We start from the raw sequence: 18,329 nt of genomic DNA on the forward strand, positions 1-18,329 counted from the left end.
TCTCCTACTTAGTGGAGGAGCGGATCGCCATCCGCCGCCAGTCGGCGTCGAGTTGCCGCAGCACCGCGTCGAAGTTCCCGGTCGCGATCGCGGTCTGGAGGTAGTTGCCCACGGGGATCGACGCCGGGATGAAGGTGCCCGCACCGAGGTAGAAGGCGGCCGAGTCGACGTAGGGCTGCAGCCCGGACAGCCGCGGATCCTTCGCGGCCGGCGCGTCCTTGGTGACTCCGTACGCGAGGTTGTCCCGGTTGTAGGCGTCGATGATCTCGGGCCGCATCAGGAAGTCGACCAACTCCTTCGCCTCGTCGGGGTGTTCGGCCCCGGTCGGTATCCACAGCGCGAGGTCGATGTTCACGCGCGCCTTGCGGTCGGCGGCCCGCTCCGTGACGGGCAGCGGGAAGGTGCCGATGTCCAGGTGCGGATCGACCGCGGCGATCTGCGTCAGCGCCCAGGGGCCCTGCAAATACATGGCCGCGCGGCCCTTGCCGAAGGCGAGGTTCCCGTCCGGGTACGAGCGGGTGGCGGCGTCCCGGTTGTAGAACTTCGCGACGGTACGGGCCCGGTCCATGGCTTCGGCGAAGTCCTTCTGGAACGAGACGGGCGAGGACGGGCCGATGTCCGTGCCCTGCTCCTGGAGCTTGTGGAAGAAGGACGCGGTGTCGACGAGCCCGCCGGCGCAGTAGTCGAACAGGCCCTGCCAGACCGTCCATTCCTCCTTGCTCGTCGCGTAGATCGGTGTGACTTTCGCGGCCCGCAACTCCTTGCACACGTCGACGAATTCGGACCACGTCGTCGGCACCGGAAGGCGGTACTTCGCGAAGATCTTCTTGTTGTAGATGACTCCGGCGGCGGCCAGCGAGTACGGCAGCACGCTGGTCCGCCCCGGATACGTCGCGTACTGCTTGGCGAGCTGGGCGACGCTGCCGGTGATGCGGCGGGCCGCGGGCCGGTCCGACACGTCGGAGAGCACGCCGCGCTCGATGTACCGGGCCAGCTCCAGGTTGTTGTTGAAGCAGCCCACATCGGCGGGCTGGGCGCGGACGAACTGCGGCGCGATGGCGTCCGTCGTGTCGTGCACCACGCGCACCCCGGGCCGGCTCCGCTCGAACTTCCCCAGGACTTTGTCGAAGTAGGCGAGAACCTCCCGCTTCTGCAGATAGAAGCGCATGGTGGTCCGCGACTGCCCGGCCGCGTCGCCGCCGCAGCCGGTGAGCCCGAGGGCGCCGAGCGCGGCTCCGGCCCCGGCCGCGGCGACGAAGCCGCGCCGGCTCGGACCGCGGGCACCCCGGATCGCGGCTCGCTCTGGTCCGATCGTCACCTCGTCGCCTCCTGAGAGTGGTGTCACACACCTGGGGACGTGCGGGCCCCGAGGCGTGTGAGTTGAGTTACGAGCAGAGCGCGGCGAACTTACAGCGCTGTAAATTTGGGTGTCAACAGGTAGTGTTCGGCGCGCAGTCGGCGGAGCGTCCCACCAGGCGCGGAACCCGCGTCAGTCCACTTCCACGCGGCGGACACCGCGTCGGCCCACCAGGAGGCGAAGTGCCCAACGTCCGCCTGAGCGATGTCGCCCAGCACGCCGGCGTCTCGACGAAGACGGTCTCGAACGTCGTCCACGGCTATGTGCACGTACGAGAGAGCACGCGCGCCAAGGTCCAGCGCGCCATCGACGAGCTGGGCTACCGGCCCAACCTGCGCGGCCGCAACCTCGCCACAGGCCGCACCGGAATGATCGCGCTCGCCTTCCCCGACCTGCGCATCCCGTACTTCGCCGAACTCGCCCACGTCCTGTCGCGGGCGGCGGGGGAGCGCGGATACCGGCTGCTGCTGGAGGAGTCGGGCGACGCCCCGGACGTCGAGCGCGCCATACTGTCCGCGCAGGAGGCGGGCGTCGTCGACGGTGTGCTCCTGCAGCCGTCCTGGCTGAACTCGACGGAGATCGCCCAGCACCGGAGAGGGGTCCCGGTCGTCCTCCTGGGCGAGAGTGCCGCGCCGCTCAGCCTCGACCACGTGCGGATCGACAACATCGGCGCGGCGGCGCAGGTCGTCGAGCATCTCGCCGCACTCGGGCGCCGCCGCATCGCCTACCTGTGCGCCGAGGAGTCGGCGCCGAGCGAGACATCGCGCCAGCGCCTCATCGGCTACCAACAGGGCCTGGAAGCCTGCGGACTTCCGGTCGACCCGTCCCTGATCGTCACCGGGCGGGTGGCCGACGCGCACTCCGCCGCACGGACCCTCGGCGCCGCGCTCGACGACGGGATGGCGCCGGACGCCGTCTTCTGCCGCGACGACCTGGTCGCGCTCGGCGCGCTGCGGGCTCTCGGGGAGCGGGGGCTGCGGGTGCCTGAGGACGTCGCCGTCACGGGCTGGGACGACAGCAGGCTCGCGTCGGCGGTGCGGCCGAGCCTGACCTGCGTACGGGCCGACGAGGCCGAACTGGCCCGGCGCGCGCTCGACTTGCTGATCGAGCGCATCGAGGGCTTCGACGGGCTCGGGCGGCACGAGTTCGTGGCGCACTCGCTGGTGGTCCGGGAGAGCGCGCCGGAGCCGACTGTCTGAACGGAGCGCGGGCCGAGGGCGGCCCGGCAGTTCTCCTGTTCTCATTTACAGCGATGTAAATCGATGCTGAGATGAGTGTCGAGAGCAGCCGGTTCGGCGGCGCGTGGACCGCGCCGCACGGTGCTCCTCGAACGCTGCCGTCACGACGACCCAGGAGAGTGCATGGCCCAGGACCTGCCCCGCCCGGAGTATCCGCGCCCCGGCTTCGTCCGGACGGACTGGCTCAACCTCAACGGCCCGTGGCAGTTCGCCCGGGACCCCGGCGACAGCGGCCTCGAACGAGGCCTGGCCGACGCCGAGTTGCCCGAGCGGATCACCGTCCCGTTCTGTCCGGAGTCGGAGCTGTCCGGCATCGGTGACACCGACTTCCACGCCGCCGTCTGGTATCGGCGCACCGTACGGGTGCCCGCCGAGTGGGCCGGGCGCAGGGCCGTGCTGCACTTCGGAGCCGTGGACCACGACGCGACGGTCTGGGTGAACGGACGGGAAGTGGCCCGGCACAGCGGCGGGTTCACCTCGTTCAGCGCCGACCTGGGCGACGCGGTGCGGCCCGGCGAGGACGCCACGATCGTGGTCCGGGCCAGGGACGAGTCCAAGGGCCCGCAGGCACGCGGCAAGCAGTCCGACCGCTACGCCAACTACAGCTGCCTCTACACCCGTACGACGGGCATCTGGCAGACGGTGTGGATGGAGCCGGTCGCCGACACCCACCTCGGCCGCCCTCGCATCACCCCCGACCTGGCCGCGGGCTGCTTCCACCTGGAACTGCCGCTGTCCGGGAGCCGCGCGGGCCACCGCGTCCGCGCCCGCCTCACCGACGCGCAGGGCACCGTGGCCGAGGCCTCGGTCGCCGCCCACCTCGACCTCGCGCCGCGCCTGGTGCTGGTCATCCCCGAGGACCGGCGCAGGAGTTGGTCGCCCGAGGACCCGCACCTGTACGAGATCCACCTCGACGTCGCGGACGCGTCCGGCGCGGTCGTCGACTCGGCGGTGTGCACGGCGGGCCTGCGCTCGGTCACCGTCGACGGCAAGCGGGTGCTTCTCAACGGCGAACCGGTCTTCCAACGCCTCGTCCTCGACCAGGGCTACTACCCCGACGGCCTGATGACGGCCCCCGACGACGCGGCGCTCGTCCGCGACATCGAACTCTCCCTCGCCGCCGGCTTCAACGGGGCCCGTCTGCACCAGAAGGTCTTCGAGGAGCGCTTCCTGCACCACGCCGACCGCCTCGGCTACCTGGTGTGGGGCGAGTTCGGCGACTGGGGCGCGAGCACGGGCCCCGTGAGCGAGGACAACCAGCAGCCCACCAGCGGCTTCGTGGCGCAGTGGCTGGAGGCCGTCGAGCGCGACTACAACCACCCGTCGATCATCGGCTGGTGCCCGCTCAACGAGACACGCCAGCGGCTCTCCGACCGCCGATCCGTCCTCGACGAGGTCACCCGCGCCATGTTCCTCGCCACCAAGGCCGCCGACACCACCCGCCCCGTCCTCGACGCCTCCGGCTACGCACACCGCGTACCGGAGACGGACATCTACGACTCCCACTGCTACGAGCAGAACCCGGAGGTCTTCGGGAAGCTGATGAGTGGCCTCGCCAAGGACGAGCCGTTCATCAACCCGCAGGACGAGGCGCCGGACGCCACCTGGTCCGTCCCGTACCGCGGACAGCCGTACTTCTGCAGTGAGTTCGGCGGCATCTGGTGGAACCCGGACGAGGCGGAGGCCGCGGGCGAGGACCGCGACGTCTCATGGGGCTACGGCCAACGCCCGGGCGACGAGGAGGAGTTCCAGCACCGCTTCGCCGGACTCACCGGCGTACTCCTGGACGACCCGGACATGTTCGGCTACTGCTACACGCAGCTCACCGACGTCTTCCAGGAGCAGAACGGCGTCTACCGTTTCGACCGCTCCGAGAAGCTGGACGTGGCGCGCGTGCGCGCGGCGCAGGTGCGGCCCGCCGCCATCGAGGGGGACGGGACGAACTGAGGTCGAAGGCGGGCCCCGTACGCACGGGTGCGCGGGGCCCGCGATGCTCACGGGTGGCTTCACCCGCCGCGCGACAGCGCCGGTGGCCTGGTCCGACGAAGCCGCCGCCTCGGCTGCCACCATGACCCAGGACGGACACACACGCCTGGAGGTCACCGCATGCCGGCAAAACCCATGCAGATCGCGGCCCTTGTCGTCGACGCCGAGGACCCCGAGCGGCTGGCCGCCTTCTGGTCCGAGCTGCTCGGGCGGCCGATCGAGACGCGTACGGGCCCGTACATCTGGCTGCGCCGGGAGGGCGGCCTGGTGTTCGGGTTCCAGCGGAATCCGCGGCCCACGCCCGGCAAGGACCGTATGCACGTCGACCTCACCTCGCCGGACCTCGCCGCCGAGCAGCAGCGGGTCGAGGCGCTCGGTGGGCGGCGGCTCGAGGAGTACGACGAGGGCGGGTTCCTGGTGATGGCGGACCCGGAGGGCAACGAGTTCTGCATCCTGCCCGAAGGGTCCGTGGACATGGACGACGACGGGCGCGCCCACTACCTGGAGTGATCCGGCTCGCTGGAGTGGTCGACCGGCTCGCGGGCGGCCGGGACCGTCCCCTCCGGCGCCGTACTGTCCGGCAGCGCCGCCGCCGTCTCGTACCGCCGGGCCCCGAACCGGTACACGACCACCAGCACCAAAAAGAACGGCAGGCCCGCCTTCCAGGAGTCGTCCAGGCCCTCGATGAACAGGGTGGAGACCAGGATCGCCGCGAGGGCGAGGGCCGCCGCGACGGTGGTGAAGGGGGCGCCGCGCAGCCGGGCCGGTGAGGCGGGCAGGCCGTGCCGGGTGCGGTGGCGGCGGAAGGCCAGGTGCGTGGCCAGGATGAGGATCCACACCACCAGCGCGCCGAACACCGAGATGCCGAAGAGCATGATGTACGCCGTGTCCTCGGAGTGCACCGAGAGGAGCGCGGCCGCGCCCAGGCCGATGCCGGATACGGCGAGCGCCCGGTGCGGGACGCCCCGCGTACCGACCCGCGCGAACAGTCGCGGCGCGTGCCGGTCCACCGCCAGGGAGTGGATCATGCGCGTTGCCAGGTACGTGTTGGCGTTGGCGCTGGAGAGGGCCGCGGTGAGGACGACGAAGTTCATGATGCCGGCCGCCGCCGGGATGCCCGCGACGTCGAAGAGCTGCACGAAGGGGCTCGCCGTGACGTCGCCGCCCTTCGCGGTGCGCGTCCACGGCACGACGGTGACGACGATCGCCATGGCCAGGACGTAGAACAGCGCGAGGCGGACGACCATCCGCCGGGCGGCACGGGGGATGTCCCGCACCGGGTTCTCGGACTCGGCCGCGGTCACCGCAATGATTTCGGTGCCGATATAGCTGAAGATCACGAAGACGAAGGCGGTGGCGAGGCCGCTCATACCGTGTGGCAGCAGTCCGCCGTGTCCGGAGAGGTTCGAGGTACCGACCGCCGGGTGGCCCGGCAGGCCGAGGAATACGTACGCGCAGCCCAGCAGCACGAACACACCGATCGCGGTGATCTTGATGGTGGAGAACCAGTACTCCAGGCGGCCGAACACCCCGACGCTCAGCGCGTTCGCCGCGAGGAGCAGCAGCGAGAACGCCACCACCGGGAGCCAGAGCGGGAGTTCGGGCCACCAGAAGCGCACGTAGATGCCGGCCGCGATCACCTCGCCACCGATCGCGATCACCTGGATCGTCCAGTACGTCCAGCGGATCACGAACCCCGCGAGCGGGCCCAGATAGTGCCGCGCGATGCTGCCGAAGGAACCGGCCGCCGGATGCACGGACGTCATCTCGGCGAGCGCCCAGCCGATCACCAGGGCGATCAGCGCGCAGACCACATAGGCGATCACCGTGGCCGGGCCCGCGGCCGAGATGGCGAGACTCGAACCGAGGAACAGGCCGGTGCCGATGGCGCCGCCGAGCCCCATCATGCTGAGCTGACGCCCGGTCAGGGACCGCTTCAGGCCGTGGTCTTGCGGTGGTACCGGGTCGGTGCGCGGGTCGTCGGGCATGTCACTCGCTCCGTGGTGGGTGCGGTGTTCCTGGACGTGCGCCTACTTGGCGCGTATCTCGCCGAGCGCGGCGATCAGCGCGTCGACGTCGGAGAGGGTGTTGTAGTAGTGGAACGAGACGCGGAGCAGGGTGCCGCGCGGACTGGTGACGATGCGGCGCTCGGCGAGCGCGCCGGCCAGCGCGTCCGGATCCGGGTCGGCGAACGCCACCTGTGGCCCGCGCAGTTCGGGGTCGGCGGGCGAGGCCAGTGTCTCGCCGGTCTCGGTGAGGCGCTGGTGGGCGTACGCGGTGAGTTCGCGGATGTGCGCCTCGACGTCCTTGCCGTCGAGCTCCGCCAGCGTGCGCAGGCCGGCCGCGGCGGCGTACGCGGAAGGGATCGACGGTGTGCCGGTCTCGAAGCGTCGCGCGGTGTCGGGGAAGTCGAGCGCACGGGGATCGAAACCGAAGGGATCGACCCGCCCGAACCACCCGGTGAGCTGCGGCGCCACCTCGTCCCGCACACCGCCCCGCACATACAGAAAGGCGATGCCGGGAACGCCCAGCAGATACTTCAGCGCGCCGCACACCAGGTAGTCGCAGTCCAACTCCCGTACGCCGACGGGGAGTACGCCGAGCCCCTGGTACGCGTCGATGAACACGCGCGCGCCCGCGGCCCGCGCCGCCCGGATGGTGTCGGTGACCGGCAGCCGGACGCCGTTGCGGTACGACACCAGGGGGATGGAGACGAGATGGGTGGAGTCGTCGATGGCGTCCGCGTACCCGGCGGCGGGGACGATCCCGTCCTCGTCCGGCACGTGCCGCACCTGCGCGCCCCGCCCGCCCTGCGCGAGCCACACATGCGCGATGGACGGAAACTCCATGTCCGTCGTGACCAGGCCCGGACGGTGTGACCAGTCCAGCGTCGAAGCCACCTGGTACGCCCCCTCGGAGGCGCAGCTCACCACCGCGATCTCGTCCGTGGTGGCACCGATGTGCGCGGCGAACGCGGCGCGCGCGGCGTCGACCTGCACCATCCACTCGCCCCACGGCGCGCCGTGACTGCGCATGGACCACTGGAAGTCCTGGAGCGCCGCCAGTACGTGCTCGGACGCCGCTCCCTGGCTGCAACTGGCCAGGTGGACCGTGTCCTTGAGGGAGGGGAACCGGGCGCGGAAGCGTTCGGGTGTGTCCAGGGTGTCGATCGGCACGGGGCGACTCGCATTCAATCCCGGTGAACTTGTTCAGTGCGGGTGATCGAATCAGCCCGGTGCGTGCCGCGTCAATGGGTCTGCGGGTACCGGTACTTGGGCACCGGGGTCATCGGCTCGGCGGTGTCACACTCACCAGAAACCGCGCGGTCTCCCCACCCTCGTTGACGTACCGGTGCGGGACACGGGAGTCGAACGTGCAGCTGTCGCCGGGACCCAACTCGTAGCGCCCGTCGCCCGCTTCGACGACCAGGCTGCCGCTCACCAGCAGCACGCACTCCTCGGACGGATGGCTGTAGCGGGCGTCGGAGGACGCCCCGCCCGGCTCCAGCGTGCCCTCCAGGACCTCGAGCCGCGCCGACCCGGCCGACACCCGCGTGTACTCGATCCCGCCCTGTGGCGACCGCACCTGAATCCGCCGCTCGCGGCGCACCAGCGCGACCTCCTCCGCCTCGTCCTGCCGGAACAGGTCGAAGAGCGGGAGCCCGAGAGCGGCGGAGAGCCGGCGCAGCGTTTCGAGGCTGGGGTCGGTGAGCCCGCGCTCGACCTGACTGACGAGCCCGGTCGACACCCCGGCCGCCGCCGCCAGCTCCCGCACGGTCATCTTGTGGGCCTTGCGCAGCTCGCGTATCCGATTGCCGATCACGGGGCGAGGCTAGACCACCGCGGCCCGTCCTCCGAGGGGGCCGGTCAATTGATGCGCCGCGCGGCACCCGCCCACGCCTTGTCCCGCAGTACGTACTTCTGGATCTTCCCGGTCGACGTCTTGGGCAGCTCGCCGAAGGTCACCGACTTCGGGGCCTTGAAGCGGGCGAGGCGGGTGCGGACGTGGTCGATGATCTCCGCTGCGGTCGCCGAGGCGCCGTCCCGGAGGGTGACGTACGCGGCCGGGACCTCGCCCCAGCGTTCGTCGGGGACCGCGATCACCGCCGCTTCAAGCACCGCGGAGTGGTCCATGATGGCCTGTTCGACCTCGACCGACGCGATGTTCTCGCCGCCCGAGACGATGACGTCCTTGGAGCGGTCCCGCAGCTCAACGTAGCCGTCGGCGTGCACGACACCGATGTCGCCGGTGCGGAACCAGCCGTCCGGGGCGGCGGCCGCCGTCGCCTCCGGGTCGTCCAAGTAGCCGAGCATGACGTTGTTGCCGCGCAGCGCTATCTGGCCGGTGGTCGTGCCGTCCGCCGGGACGTCGGTGCCGTCGTCGGCGATCACACGGGCCGTGCACGAGATCATGTTGCCCACGCCCTGGCGGGCCTTGAGACGGGCCTGCGCCGCGCCGTCCAGGGAGTCCCACTCGGGGCGCCAGTCGCACAGCATCGCGGGTCCGTACGTCTCCGTGAGCCCGTACAGATGCGTGACGTCGAAGCCCAACTCGCCCATCCGGCGCAGGATCGCGGGGGACGGCGGGGCGCCGCCCGTCGCCATGCGGATGGTGCGGTTCTTCGGCAGCGGGGCCGCCTCCTGGGCGTAGGCGATCATCGAGAGAACCGTGGGCGCGCCGTTGAGGTGTGTCACGCCCTCCTCGCGGATCAGCCGCCACACCTCGGTGGGATCGAGCTTCGGCAGGCACACGTGCGTGGCGGCCGCCGCGGTCACCGCCCAGGGGAAGCACCAGCCGTTGCAGTGGAACATCGGCAGCGTCCACAGGTGCACGGCGGAGGGCGTGAGTCCCGTGTGGCCGACCATTGCCACCGCTTGCAGGTACGCGCCTCTGTGGTGGTACATCACGCCCTTGGGGCGGCCCGTCGTACCCGATGTGTAGTTGACGGCGAGGAGGGAGCGCTCGTCAGTCGGGGTGCGGTGGAGCGGCTCGGCCCCGGCCAGCAGGGACTCGTACTCCGCGCCCGCCCTGATCCGGCGCGGCGGAGCGTCCAGGTGGGCCAGCGCGTCGTCGACCAGGACGTCGAACGACGGGTCGTGGATCAGCACGGACGCCTTCGAATGGCTGAGGATGTACGCCACTTCGGCCGCCGCGAGCCGCGTGTTCACCGCCACGAGCGGCACACCTGCCCACGGAACGCCGTAGTGCGCCTCCAGGAGCACGTGCGTGTTCGGCGCGAGCACCGCCACCGGGCGCCCGCCGGCCAGCGGCGCCAGGCCGCCCGCCAGGCGGGTGCACCGATCGTGCAACTCCGCGTAGGTCCACCGCCGTTCACCGTCGACGACACCGATCCTGTCGCCGTGCGCCGCGGCGGCACGGTCCAGATACGCGGTGGGGGTCAGCGGCTCGTACGACAGCGCGTCGAGAGACGGGGCGACGAGAGACGGGGCGGCGGCGGGATCCGGCATGGCGTCCTCCTTGACGGAGCATGGCGTCCTCCCCGGCGGGAGTCGGAGCTTGCCTACCCCGTCCGATGCCCGCCAAGCCGTGGGAACAGCGCACGCCGGGCCTCGCCCGCGAGGTCAGGCGTCGGCGAGCTGCGTGTCCAGCGCCGCGAGGAGCCAGTCGTGGGCCGTGCCCGGAGTCGGTTCCGGGTGGGCGCCGTCCGGGGTGGTCAGCTCCGCCACCAGGTCCCAGTAGCGGTCGAGGCGCGGATCGGAAGCGAGCTGCCGGGAGAGGCCGCGGCGGAAGGCCGACGTGTCGCGGGACCCGGTGACACTCGCGTACGTCGTGACGAAGCAGTCGAGCGCCTCGCCCGGCGCGGGGGCATCGCCCGCCCGCATCGGCTTGGCCGCCAGGTCGTAGGCCTCGGCCAACCCGGCGTACAGCACGGCGGATTCGCGCGCGCCCGCCGTGCGGTGCGCGGCGGGCTGGGTGGGCTCCATGTCCGGCGAGCACGGGCGTGACACCAGCGCGCACAGCCGGGCGAAGGCGAGTACCTGGCCCGGGGACGGTGCGTCGGGAGGCGCCGGAACGGTGGCCTCCAGAAAGGCCGTTCGCGAGGATGCCGGCATCCGTGGCGGCAGCCAGCCCCGCCAGAACCTGGCCAGTGGCGCAGTGCTCGGCGGTGTATCCAGGGAGCCGACGAGTTGCAGCCGGTCCGCCCGCTCCTGCGGCGGGCACTCCTGAACGAGGCGCAGCGCCGCCTCCTGCCAGCGCAACGCGCTGAGCCGGGAGCCGATCGTGCGCAGCTGCCCCGCGACCGCGTCCTCCAGTGCCCCGTCCGCCCCCGCCCGCTCGTCGACGATGCGCCGCACCTCTGGGACGGGCAGGCCCAGACCGCGCAGCGAGCGGATCGTCCGGAGCCGGTCCAGCGCGTCGGCGCCGTACCGGCGGTGCCCGCCCGCGCTGCGGGTGCGCTCCGGGAGCAGTCCGTTGTCGGAGTAGAAGCGGACGGTCTTGACGGTCGTGCCCGCGTGCTCGGCGAGCTCACCGATGCTCCACAGTCCGTCGGACGAGCCGGATTCCGCGGGCGAGTCGATCGACAGGTGCACTTGAACCTCCCTCAGGGGGAGTTCCTAACGTACCTGCCATCGCTGACAGCCACTGAGGGAGGACGCGGAGATGACGGAGTTCGTGGTGGTACCGGGCCTGTTCACGGGCCCGGACGCGTGGCGGGACACGGCCGGGAAACTGGCGGCAGAGGGCGCGAAGGTCCAGGTGGTGGATCTCGGTCCGGTCAGGGACCTGGAAGCGCACATCGCAAGGGTCGTGGCGGCCATCGACACCATCGCGGTCGGGGAGGGACAGGACGTCGTCCTCGTCGGGCACGACTACGGTGCGTACCCGGCGGTGGGGGCGGCGGACCGGCGGGCCCACCGCGTCGCGCGGATCGTGTACCTGGACACGGGGCCGGTGCAGGACGGCGCCGTGCCCCTCGCCGCGGTGCCCGACCAGGAGCTGCGTGAGGTTCTGGCAGAGGACGGGGACATCAAGGGGGAGCTGCCGGTTCCTCCCCGGGAGGAGTGGCGGCGCTGGGGGAGCACCGCCGGGGTGTCCGACGAGGCCCTGGACCGACTGACCGCACACGCCACGCCTCAACCGCTCGGCACCTTGCTGCAACCGCTGCGGCTGACCGCCGCGGGGAAGGGCCTCCCGACCACGGGAGTGCTCTGCGCGGAGAGCGGCGCGACCATCGACACCGTCCGCATGCTGCTCCGCTTCGGCGACCCGACGATCAAGGCGCTCGTCCGCCCGGACGTGACCTTCTTCGAACTGCCCACCGGGCACTGGCCGATGCTCTCCTGCCCGGACGAACTCGCCGACGTACTCCTGCGAGCGGCGGCCGACGAAGGCACGCGTCTTGAAGCCGCGGGCGAGGAGGAAGCGACGCAGCCCGGATACCTCCGGCCGTTCCTCCTGGACGTACCGGAGATCCCGCGCGAACGGCGCGGCGCCATCGACCTGTACGTCCCCGAAGGCGTCCACGTCCCCGAGGGCGCGGAAACCGGGGAGCCGCGCCCCGCGATCGTGTTCGTGCACGGCGGACCCGTGGCGGAGGACGCACGACCGACGCCGCGCGACTGGCCGACCCTGATCGGCTACGCCCGCTTCGCGGCGTCACAAGGCGCGATCGGCGTCACCCTCGACCACCGGCTGCATGCGGTCACCGCGTATCCGACGGCGGCCGAGGACGTGGCCGCCGCGGTGGCCGAGGTGCGCGCGGATCCGCGGGTCGACGCGGACCGGATCGCGCTGTGGTTCTTCTCCGGCGGCGGCCCTCTGACGGCGCCGTGGCTGGCCGAGGCCCCGCCGTGGCTGCGCTGCCTGGCGGCGAGCTATCCGATCATGGCGCCACTGCCCAACTGGGGCGTGAACGACCCCCGGTTCCGGCCCGCGGACGTGGTGGCGCACGGGGCGACGCCGCCCTTCGTCCTCATCCGGGTCGGCCGCGAGGCCCCGGCCGTTGCGACGACGGTGGCCGAGTTCGTCGGGGCGGCCGAGGCGGGCGGCGCCCCGGTCGAGGTGATCGACGTACCGGAGGCGCCGCACGCCTTCGAGGGCCTCGACCACAGTGACTCCGCGCGGGAGGCGGTGAGGGAGGCGATGGGCCGGGTGCTGGGACGGTTGGGACTGAAGTGAGACGCCCGGCCGCGTGGGCCCTCAGCCGCCGTACAACTCGCTGAGCAACGCGATGGCCGCGTGCGTACTGGGATGGGGATCCCGCTCGTTCCAGATCACCCGCACCGGCACCGGATCCGCGCCCGACACCGGGCGGAAGACGACACCCTCGCGCCGGTACTGGGCGACGGTGGCCTGCGGGGTGACGCCGACGCAGCGGCCGGTGGCGATGGCGGCGAGCCAGTCGTCGACGTCGGCCGTGTACTCGACGTCGCCGTGCGGGTCGCCGGGCCACAGGTCGGCGGTGGTCGTGCCGGTGCGCCGGTCCACGACGACGGTGCGCTCGCGGATGTCCGCGAGGGGGACGCGTCGGCGCCCGGCCCAGGGGTCGTCGGTGGCCATGACGACGTAGCGGGGTTCGTGGCCGACGACGGCGGATGCGTAGCGGCGGCGCAGATCGGTCCGGTGGCGTACGACGGCCAGATCGCCGGCCTCCTCGGCGAGTCCGCCGGTGGGGCTGTTGTGCCGCACCAGGAGCAACTCGACGTCCGGGTACCGCTGGTGCCAGCGGCGCTGGAACTCGGTGGTGTGCCGCCCGAACGCTCCCCAGGCATGCCCGATCCGCAGCCGCGTGTGGCCCGTGGTGGCCTCGCGCACGAGGTTCTCGGCCTCGGTGAGCAGCTGCCGGGCGCGGTGGACGACCCGGACGCCGGTGGTGGTGGGTGTGACGGCGCGGCTCGTGCGGTGCAGGAGGCGCACGCCGAGCACGGTCTCCAGCGCGTGCAGGGTGCGGGACACCGAGGCCTGGGAGACGCCGAGTTGGATCGCGGCGTCGGTGAAGCTGCCCGTGTCGACGATGGCGAGCAGGCAGCGCAGATGCCGCAGCTCGAGCCCGGCGAGGCCGCTTCCTTCATCCATACGCTCAGCGTATCCGAGCGCCACGCCATGCATTTTGCGTATGCCCCGCACGGGTCGAACCTCACACCATGGCGACCACACCCCACCCCTCCACTGCGGCTACCGAACCCTCACCCCACGCCGCTGGCGTCGCGCTGATGCTCGGCAGCGGCCTGTCGAACCAGGTCGGAGCGTCCCTGGGCGCGCTGGCCTTCCCCGTGCTCGGCCCCGCGGGAGTCGTGGCCGTACGTCAATGGGTCGCCGCCGTCGTGCTGTTGACGGCGGGCCGCCCACGCATACGGTGCTTCACCGCCGCCCAATGGCGCCTCGTCCTCGCCCTGGCCGCGGTCTTCGCCACGATGAACCTGACGCTGTACCTGGCCATCGACCGGATCGGCCTGGGCCTCGCGGTCACCCTCGAATTCCTCGGCCCGCTCACCGTCGCCCTCGCGGGAACGCGCCGCCGCCTCGACCTGCTCTGCGCACTGGCGGCGGCATCGGCAGTCGTCGTACTCACCCGCCCGCGGCCGAGCACGGACTACCTCGGCATCACGCTCGCTCTGGTCGCCGCGGTGTGCTGGGGCTGCTACATCCTGCTCAACCGGGCCGTCGGCCACCGCCTGCCCGGCCTCCAGGGCTCGGCCGCGGCGGCCGGCGTCTCCGGCCTGCTCTATCTGCCGATCGGCGTCACGGTCCTGTACCTGCACCCGCCGACCGTCACCGCACTCCTCTGCGCACTGGCGGCGGGCATCCTGTCCTCGGCGGTACCGTTCCTGTCCGACCTCCTGGCACTTCGCCGCGTCCCCGCCCGCTTCTTCGGCGTCTTCATGAGCGTCAACCCGGTCTTCGCGGCCCTCGTCGGCCTCCTCGTCCTCGACCAACACCTCGACCACCTCGCGTGGTTGGCGATCGCCGTCATCGTGGGGGCGAATGTGGTGGCAGTGGGGACTTCCACCACCCGTGCGTAGGTTCCTCGGTGGTCGTCAGGTGACAGGAGGAGGCCAAGTGCCGGACAGCTCCTCCCACCCGGCCGTCGCGGCAGCCCGCTCCCGCCACTGCCGCGCACCCCGGCCGCCCGCCTCCGCCCGTTCGCAGAACCGGCGCAGTTCCTCGCACCTGGCCAGCATGGCCGCCCGGCGCACCGGCCAGGGCGGTGCCTCGTTGCCGTAGGAGCGGAAGAAGTGGGAGAGCGCGTCGCGGTGCGCGGGGTGGTGCGTTCGGACGATCCACTCGCACCAGGCCAGGTCCTCCACCGGAGCCCCGAAGTGGGCGAACTCCCAGTCGACCACGGCCGTGACCTCGAAGGTGTCGGGGTCGAGGAGCAGGTTGTTGGGGCCGAAGTCGCCGTGTACGAAGACCTCGTCCGCTCTGCGTGCGCCCAAAGCGGGTACGGGTGGCGTGAGTTCGTGGATCCGGCGCAGCAGCTTCCCGCAGCTCGCCAGGACCTTCGCGGCGTGCCCGGCGTCCAGCAGTTCCTGGCCCGGCACACCGGCCAGGAATCCGAGCTTCAGGGTGGTCGCGGTCGCGCCGAGTACCGGTGGCACGGGCAACTGGTCCCGGAGGTGGGGGAGAAGTGTGCGTTCGCGACGCAGTCTCAGTTCGGCGTCGGGGCCGTCGTAGGTCTTCTCCACGGTCGTGTCGTTGGTGAGAGTGCGGTTGGTGTAGCCGTGCTTCAGCGGACGCATGTGCCGATCATCGGCCATGGCGTGGTGAGGGGTGAGTGGTTGGTTTGGCCGCCGCCGTCTCAGTGCAGCGCCTGCGCTCCTATGACGGACAGCAGCTTCAGCTTCTCGTGGCTCTCGCTGCCGGGGACGGCCGTGTAGACGAGGAGCAGATGCGACTGGCCGGGGTCGACGAGCGTCTGGCACGTCAGCTCCAGCGCGCCGACCTCGGGGTGGACGAAGTGCTTCACCTCGTGGGGGCGGATGCCGACCTCGTGGTCGTCCCACACCCGACAGAACTCCTCGCTCTGCGCGAGCAGCAGGTCGGCGTAGTGGGCCGCGCGGGAACCCGGCCCCCGGAGCGTCGCCACGCCCCGCAGGCCCGAGACGAACATGCGGGTGAGGAAGGCGTGGTCCTCGGGGGCGTAGAGCCGGCGCGTGGCGGGGTCGGTGAACCAGCCCTGGTCGCCCACCTGCTGCCGCTGCTGCGCGCCGGCCGCGCACGGGTGACGTCACAGGTCAGCGTCGCGGCCAACCAGGGCGCCATCAACTGGGACGACCTCAACTGGGAACGCTCCTACGACGGTATGAAGGCCTACAGCCAGTCGAAGATCGCGTTCGGTCTCTTCGGCCTCGAACTCGACCGGCGCAGCCGGGCCCATGGCTGGGGCATCACCAGCAACCTCTCCCACCCCGGCATCGCCCCGACGAACCTGCTCGCCGCGCGCCCCGAGGTCGGCCGCGCCAAGGACACCATGGGCGTACGCCTGATCCGGGCGCTGTCCGCCCGCGGCATCGTCGTCGGGACGGTCCACAGCGCGCAGCTCCCGGCCCTGTACGCCGCCACGTCCCCCGGCGCCGAACGCGGTCGGTTCTACGGGCCGCGCGGAATCGGGCACCTGGGCGGCCCGCCCGCGGAGCAGAAGCTCTACTCGCGCCTTGGCGGAACGGAGGAGGCGGAGCGCGTGTGGCAGGTCTCCGAAGAGCTCACGAAGGTGACCTTTCCCCACGGGGAGTAGACCCTGCCCTACGGGGAGTGGACCCTGCCCTACGGGGAGTGCCCCTTTGCTGCGGTGAGTAGGGGAGGCCTGCTCAAGTCCGGGGCCGCCGGCGCCGTGCGAGCCACGGGATTGGGCGGCGTGCCGGCGGGCGCGTACGTAAGCTGGCCCGCATGCGTACCCGACCGACTCTGACCTGGGAACCGTCCGGCGACCTGCCGCCCGCCACCACCGACCTGGCACCCGTCGTCGAGGCCGTGCGCGCGGGTGGGGTCGTCGTGCTGAGCGGGGCCGGGCTCTCCACCGAGTCGGGTATCCCGGACTACCGCGGGGAGCACGGTTCGCTGCGGCAGCACACCCCCATGACGTACCAGGAATTCACCGGCAGCGAGCAGGCCCGGCAGCGGTACTGGGCGCGCAGTCAGCTGGGCTGGCGGGCCATGATCCGGGCCCGGCCCAACGCCGGACACCTCGCCGTGGCCGAGCTGGCCGAGGCGGGCCTGGTCACCGGCGTGATCACGCAGAACGTCGACGGACTGCAGCAGGCCGCCGGCGCTCCCGACGTCATCGAACTGCACGGCAGCCTGAGCCGGGTGCTCTGCCTGCACTGCCGCGCCTTCACCACCCGCGCGGAAGTCGACCGGCGACTGCGCGAGGCCAATCCGGACTTCGAGGCCGAGGCCGAGCGGCACCGGTCCGCGCGGGTCAACCCGGACGGCGACGTGGACCTCCCCGACGAGGCCGTGCGCGACTTCCGGGTGGTGCCGTGCGCGGCCTGTGGCGTCGGGGTGCTCAAGCCGGACGTCGTCTTCTTCGGCGAGAACGTTCCGCCAGGGCGGGTCACCGCCTGCCGGGAGCTCGTCGCCGGGTCTACCTCGCTCCTCGTCCTGGGCTCCTCGCTGACCGTCATGTCCGGCCTCCGCTTCGTACGCCAGGCCGCGGACGCCGGAACACCGGTCCTGATCGTCAACAACCAGCCCACCCGCGGCGACCGCTGGGGTGTGCGGGTGGAGCTGCCGTTGGGGCAGGCGCTGCGGGACGTGGTGGCGGGGGTCTGAGCCACCCCGTGAAACATTCTTCGGCAGGACGAAATCCCTTACAGGTGAGGTACGTTGACGGCTGCCCGCACTGATCTCCGAAGGAGGACGTGATGGCGCGACCGGCACCCGCCGCCGCGAAGGCGCTGAAGATCATCGACCTGTTGGTGTCGCACCGCGGCGAACAGTTCACGATCTCCGACATCGCCCGGCGCACCGGGAGCAGCCTCGGCTCCGCCCACGCGGTCCTCGCCGTTCTGGAGGAGAGCGGCTATCTGACCCGGCATCCGGCCCGGCGGACCTACGGCCTTGGCCCCGCCCTGGTGAGCGCGGGAATGGCGGCACTTGAGCAGCATCCCGCGATCCGGGCCGCCACCGAGCGCATCGGACCGCTCGCCGCCGAGCTCGAAGCCGACGTGGTGGTGAGCGCGGGCACACCCACCGAGATCGTGTCGGTCGCCGTGGGCGGTACGGGTTCGCGGTACGGGCCCGGGTTCCGGGAGGGGGAGCGGGTGCCGCTCGTGCCGCCGCTCGGCCTCGTGTTCATGGCGTGGGCGCCTTCTCCCGAGGTGGAGTCGTGGCTGGCGCGCGCCCCGGAGGCGGTGGATCGCGACCGGGTCGAGCTCGCGCTCTCGGCGGTACGGGGCCGGGGGTACGCGCTCGGCCTCGCGCCGTCGGTGGCCGGTGCGTCGGTGCCCGGCGGGGCGCGGGCCGATCGGGGGCGGCAGCGGGACCGGGACCGGGACACCTGGACGTGGACGGCGTCGTTCGACAACGACTACGACCTGCCAGTGGTCGACCCCGAGCGGGAGTACGACCTCGGCATGGCGTCGGCTCCGGTCTTCGACGCCGACGGACGGGTGATCATCGCGATCACGGCCTCCGGTTTCTCGCCCGGTCTCGGCGGCACGGAGGTCGTCCGCGTCGCCGAAGCCGTCAAGGCGTGCGCCACCGTCGTCACCAAGCAGACGCGTGGCCGTTTCCCCGCCTGAACGCGGCGGCCGGCCACGTTCCCCGCCCGACGCGACAGGCGG

The 18,329-nt window shown here is 71.8% G+C and carries 15 protein-coding genes and 2 pseudogenes; 8 read left to right on the forward strand and 9 right to left on the reverse strand.

Translation table 11 applies throughout. The features are described from left to right. Window positions 1-4 precede the first annotated feature (4 nt). Entirely contained in the window at window positions 5-1,318 is a 1,314-nt protein-coding gene (locus OHA73_RS43645; protein ID WP_327658188.1) for an ABC transporter substrate-binding protein, read from the reverse strand. A gap of 221 nt (window positions 1,319-1,539) precedes the next feature. Between OHA73_RS43645 and OHA73_RS43650 the strand changes: the two genes are divergently transcribed. The 3 genes from OHA73_RS43650 to OHA73_RS43660 all read left to right on the forward strand — a co-directional run bounded on the left by OHA73_RS43650 (window position 1,540) and on the right by OHA73_RS43660 (window position 5,091). Beyond that, window positions 1,540-2,556, forward strand: a complete 1,017-nt coding sequence (locus OHA73_RS43650) for a LacI family DNA-binding transcriptional regulator (RefSeq protein WP_327658189.1) — start codon at window positions 1,540-1,542, stop codon at window positions 2,554-2,556. A 162-nt stretch (window positions 2,557-2,718) separates the two neighbouring features. Continuing rightward, window positions 2,719-4,542, forward strand: a complete 1,824-nt coding sequence (locus OHA73_RS43655; protein ID WP_327658190.1) for a glycoside hydrolase family 2 protein — start codon at window positions 2,719-2,721, stop codon at window positions 4,540-4,542. A 159-nt stretch (window positions 4,543-4,701) separates the two neighbouring features. Continuing rightward, window positions 4,702-5,091 carry a VOC family protein gene (locus OHA73_RS43660; protein WP_267073322.1) on the forward strand — a complete coding sequence of 130 codons (390 nt, stop codon included), beginning with the start codon at window positions 4,702-4,704 and terminating at the stop codon, window positions 5,089-5,091. Here the strand turns inward: OHA73_RS43660 and OHA73_RS43665 are convergent. From OHA73_RS43665 to OHA73_RS43685, 5 genes are all read right to left on the reverse strand, one after another. After that, complete coding sequence (locus OHA73_RS43665) at window positions 5,079-6,569, reverse strand: amino acid permease (protein ID WP_327658191.1); 1,491 nt, start codon at window positions 6,567-6,569, stop codon at window positions 5,079-5,081. The genes OHA73_RS43660 and OHA73_RS43665 overlap by 13 nt on opposite strands. A 42-nt stretch (window positions 6,570-6,611) precedes the next feature. Continuing rightward, complete coding sequence (locus OHA73_RS43670) at window positions 6,612-7,757, reverse strand: aminotransferase class V-fold PLP-dependent enzyme (RefSeq protein WP_327658192.1); 1,146 nt, start codon at window positions 7,755-7,757, stop codon at window positions 6,612-6,614. Window positions 7,758-7,866: 109 nt separating this feature from the next. Next, window positions 7,867-8,403: a helix-turn-helix domain-containing protein gene (locus tag OHA73_RS43675; protein WP_327658193.1), complete on the reverse strand. Its 537-nt coding sequence runs from the start codon at window positions 8,401-8,403 to the stop codon at window positions 7,867-7,869. A 44-nt stretch (window positions 8,404-8,447) separates the two neighbouring features. Next, window positions 8,448-10,049 carry an AMP-binding protein gene (locus tag OHA73_RS43680; RefSeq protein WP_327658194.1) on the reverse strand — a complete coding sequence of 534 codons (1,602 nt, stop codon included), beginning with the start codon at window positions 10,047-10,049 and terminating at the stop codon, window positions 8,448-8,450. Window positions 10,050-10,163: 114 nt separating this feature from the next. Further along, the gene (locus OHA73_RS43685; RefSeq protein ID WP_327658195.1) at window positions 10,164-11,135 is read right to left on the reverse strand and encodes a helix-turn-helix domain-containing protein; all 972 of its coding nucleotides are present in this window, start codon (window positions 11,133-11,135) and stop codon (window positions 10,164-10,166) included. 70 nt (window positions 11,136-11,205) lie between these two features. On the opposite strand from OHA73_RS43685, the gene OHA73_RS43690 reads away from it, so the two are divergent. Continuing rightward, complete coding sequence (locus OHA73_RS43690) at window positions 11,206-12,723, forward strand: alpha/beta fold hydrolase (RefSeq protein ID WP_327658196.1); 1,518 nt, start codon at window positions 11,206-11,208, stop codon at window positions 12,721-12,723. Window positions 12,724-12,744: 21 nt separating this feature from the next. Here the strand turns inward: OHA73_RS43690 and OHA73_RS43695 are convergent, their stop codons facing one another. Next, a complete protein-coding gene (locus OHA73_RS43695; protein ID WP_327658197.1) occupies window positions 12,745-13,620 on the reverse strand; it encodes a LysR family transcriptional regulator in 876 nt (291 codons plus the stop codon). A 68-nt stretch (window positions 13,621-13,688) separates the two neighbouring features. Between OHA73_RS43695 and OHA73_RS43700 the strand changes: the two genes are divergently transcribed. Then, window positions 13,689-14,567: an EamA family transporter gene (locus OHA73_RS43700; RefSeq protein ID WP_327658198.1), complete on the forward strand. Its 879-nt coding sequence runs from the start codon at window positions 13,689-13,691 to the stop codon at window positions 14,565-14,567. A 15-nt stretch (window positions 14,568-14,582) separates the two neighbouring features. Here the strand turns inward: OHA73_RS43700 and OHA73_RS43705 are convergent, their stop codons facing one another. Both OHA73_RS43705 and OHA73_RS43710 read right to left on the reverse strand, forming a co-directional pair. After that, entirely contained in the window at window positions 14,583-15,284 is a 702-nt protein-coding gene (locus OHA73_RS43705) for a phosphotransferase family protein (protein ID WP_327658199.1), read from the reverse strand. Window positions 15,285-15,343: 59 nt separating this feature from the next. Then, window positions 15,344-15,718, reverse strand: a pseudogene (locus OHA73_RS43710) (MmyB family transcriptional regulator); the annotation flags it as partial. Between OHA73_RS43710 and OHA73_RS43715 the strand changes: the two are divergent. From OHA73_RS43715 to OHA73_RS43725, 3 genes and pseudogenes are all read left to right on the forward strand, one after another. After that, window positions 15,707-16,279: pseudogene (locus tag OHA73_RS43715) on the forward strand (SDR family oxidoreductase); the annotation flags it as partial. The pseudogenes OHA73_RS43710 and OHA73_RS43715 overlap by 12 nt on opposite strands. 152 nt (window positions 16,280-16,431) lie before the next feature. Beyond that, window positions 16,432-17,316, forward strand: a complete 885-nt coding sequence (locus OHA73_RS43720; protein WP_267073306.1) for a Sir2 family NAD-dependent protein deacetylase — start codon at window positions 16,432-16,434, stop codon at window positions 17,314-17,316. Window positions 17,317-17,408: 92 nt separating this feature from the next. Next, window positions 17,409-18,287: an IclR family transcriptional regulator gene (locus OHA73_RS43725; protein ID WP_267073305.1), complete on the forward strand. Its 879-nt coding sequence runs from the start codon at window positions 17,409-17,411 to the stop codon at window positions 18,285-18,287. The last annotated feature ends 42 nt before the right edge of the window (window positions 18,288-18,329 follow it).

This window comes from Streptomyces sp. NBC_00483 (assembly GCF_036013745.1).
Classification (GTDB): domain Bacteria; phylum Actinomycetota; class Actinomycetes; order Streptomycetales; family Streptomycetaceae; genus Streptomyces.